The following is a 2,932-nucleotide window of genomic DNA, read 5'->3' as shown; positions in this document are numbered from 1 at the left end:
AATGCCTCGTTCAAATCGGCTGAGGCGTTCGGCACGGCGCTGCTCATCTATTATGTGCTGGCGCGGTTCATCGTCACGTCAGCGCCTTCCCGCTTCGTCTCGAAGGCGCTGACGTGCCGATGGTCCGCTTTGCAAAGGTCACCAAAAGCTATGGCACGCTGACGGTGCTTGACCAGTTGGATCTGGATATTGCCAGCGGCGAGATGGTGACCGTGATCGGCCCCTCCGGTTCCGGGAAAACCACGGTTTTGCGCATGTTGATGACCTTGGAAAAGATCAATGGCGGCGTGATCTATGTCGAGGGCGAACCCATGACCCATATGGAAAAGGGCGGGCAGCTGGTGGCGGCCAATAGCGCGCATTTGCGGCGGGTGCGGTCCAAAATCGGCATGTGCTTTCAGCATTTCAACCTGTTTCCGCATATGACCGCACTTGAAAACTGCATGGAAGGGTCGGTCCAGGTTCCTGGGATCTCGAAACCCGAAGCCAGGGCGCGGGCAGAAACATTGCTGGAACAGGTGGGCATGGCCGACAAACGCAGCCACCGTCCGGCGCAGCTTTCGGGCGGCCAGCAGCAGCGCGTCGCGATTGCGCGCACACTGGCGATGCGGCCGAAGGTGATGCTGTTTGACGAGGTGACATCGGAAGTGATCGGAGAGGTGACGAACGTCATTCGCACGCTGACCGCTGAACATGCGTTGACCATGCTGATGGTCACGCATCAGATGGGCTTTGCCAAAGATAGTTCCGGCCGGATCCGCCTTTTCTACAAAGGCAAGATCGAGGAACAGGGGAGCCCCAAGGAACTGTTCGAGAACCCGCAAAAACCCCGCACACAGCAGTTCCTGAGTGCCGTGCGCGAGGCGATCTGATCTGGCTTGGATCGTGTTGCGTCCAATCGAATCCACACGGCAACCCGATTGAGAGCAACACGCTTCAGATCACCGGCAATTCGGGCGCGGCGCGGGTGGACAACAGCCGTGCGCGCCCGTTGCCCACCACGATATTTTCCTCATGCACCATCATACGGCCAGTACCATAGGAAAGCGATGGTTCCAGCGTCTGGACCATATTCTTCTGCAATACGGTTGCGTCAAAGGCGGCATGCGATGGCCATTCGGTCAGTTGCATGCCCAAACCATGACCAAGCCGCCCGACATCCCCGCCGGAACTGTCCATCTCGGCAATCACCTTGCGCATCGCGTTGAACAGGTCGCGGCAGGTTGCCCCGGCAGTTGCCCCCTCCAACCCGGCTTCGGTTGCGCGCCATAAAACATCATAGGCCCGGCGCGATAGATTATCGGCATGTCCAATCGCCCAATTGCGGTCAAAGTCGCAGAAATACCCATCAAAAGTGGCACCGGTATCCATCATCAGGATATCGCCCTTTTGCAACGGCTGCGGTCCGGGAGGAGAGATCACGTCGATATAGCCGCCCTGCCCCGCTGCCCCGACCAGATAGGGCACATCATCGGCACCTTGCAAAAGCGCCTCCCGCCGGAAGGCGCGGAAGGTTTCGTTCAACGGTTGACCCGCATGGGTAAATTCCGGCACCGCCGCAAAAGTCCGGGAGCCTATGGCGCAGATATGTTCCAGTTTGTTGATTTCCGCGGACGATTTCACCATGCGCAGGGCGCGAATGATGCCGGTTGCATCTTCACTACGCAGGCCCGGCAGCCCCGCCATCAGCCGCTCATAGTCGCCCAGTGGCATCCGCAATCCGGTTTCATGCCCTTTCAACAGGCCGATTCGCCCCGTCCTGGCCGCAAATGGCTGCAAAAGGTCGTGTAACAGGCTGATCCCGTCATCTTCGGGGTGCGGCGCGGCCCAGGTGCGGATATCCTGAACCCAAGTCTGGCGCATCAGCGCAGCCCCGATTTCAGGGATGATCGCCACAGGCTTGCCGTCCACGGGAAGGAACATGAACCACGGCCGGGTTGGGCTTTGCCAAAACAACGTGCGAAATCCCGAAAAATAGCGGATTTCTGCCTCGCTGCACAGCAAGATACCGTCCAGCCCCGCCCGCGCCAGATGATAGGCGACCGAGCAACCAACGATACCACCACCGACGATGATGACTTTTGCGCTTCTCGGCAGAGTTTTGACCATTTTCCTACCGCTGCTGTGCGTATTGGGGTGCCAACCGCATCCTGCTTGCTTCCACATGCGATTGAGCTTGGGCAAGGGCGGTGATCCAGTGCGCGTGGCGCATTACTGGGCCGATGCAAGGCCCAAACTGAACGAGGTCTTTGACCGCGACGGCGCCGACATCGCCGCCGAGGGCCTGCGCCGCATCGCTGAGTTCGATGTCATCGCGGCCTATATCCGCAGCATCTCTCCCGGCCAGCGCCAGTCAGCCCGTCAGACCAACTGCGCCGATGGCCGCGTCGACATCAATAGCAACCGCGTGGAGAACCTCATCCGTTCCATGACCTCAATCCAGGAACGCACTCTGCACAGGCTACGACGAAGGCGGCGTCACATGGGGCCGCATCGCACTGCTGATCGAAACGTACAAAATCAACGGTATCGGGCCTTCCGCCTTCCTCAATGCAACGCTGACTTTGATCGCCAACGGCCATACACAAAGCTCCATCTACGACCTGCGGACGTGGAACTTCAAACCGTCACGATAAGCCGTCGGTGGTCCGCAGCGAGCGTTTGCGGAAATTTCCGCTTGAATCCTGTCCTGCGTCTTGTCCGAGAGTTCAACGGATTGGCGCCCGGTCGTCCCGAAGTTTATCCGCCTCCGTACCCCGCGAAATACCCTGATACTCTTTCAAAATGCCGAGATTTCCTTTGTCCTTCCGGCAGTGATTGAGCACTGCATTGCCGCATCGCGCGAACAAAAGACGAGCGCATTATATCCTTTGGCGTTGCACTGGCTTTCTGGGCCTGCGGTGGCCAGGCCCGTCAGACGAAACTCCGCACT

General features: G+C 58.9%; 3 protein-coding genes. 2 read left to right on the top strand and 1 reads right to left on the bottom strand.

Annotated elements, in window-relative coordinates; translation table 11 throughout:
* Nucleotides 1-119: 119 nt before the first annotated feature.
* On the top strand, nucleotides 120-872 hold the full coding sequence (ehuA, locus tag L0H65_RS17425) for an ectoine/hydroxyectoine ABC transporter ATP-binding protein EhuA (protein WP_301460492.1): 753 nt from the start codon (nucleotides 120-122) through the stop codon (nucleotides 870-872).
* A 64-nt stretch (nucleotides 873-936) separates the two neighbouring features.
* Here the strand turns inward: ehuA and L0H65_RS17420 are convergent, their stop codons facing one another.
* A complete protein-coding gene (locus tag L0H65_RS17420; protein WP_301460491.1) occupies nucleotides 937-2,109 on the bottom strand; it encodes a Xaa-Pro peptidase family protein in 1,173 nt (390 codons plus the stop codon).
* A 383-nt stretch (nucleotides 2,110-2,492) separates the two neighbouring features.
* Between L0H65_RS17420 and L0H65_RS19835 the strand changes: the two genes are divergently transcribed.
* A complete protein-coding gene (locus tag L0H65_RS19835; RefSeq protein WP_367652014.1) occupies nucleotides 2,493-2,636 on the top strand; it encodes a transposase domain-containing protein in 144 nt (47 codons plus the stop codon).
* Nucleotides 2,637-2,932: the final 296 nt, after the last annotated feature.

It is taken from the genome of Pseudorhodobacter sp., from assembly GCF_030452865.1.
Classification (GTDB): Bacteria; Pseudomonadota; Alphaproteobacteria; order Rhodobacterales; family Rhodobacteraceae; genus Pseudorhodobacter.
Note: the sequence above shows the minus strand (reverse complement) of the source record. Positions and strands in the feature narration are given on the sequence as shown.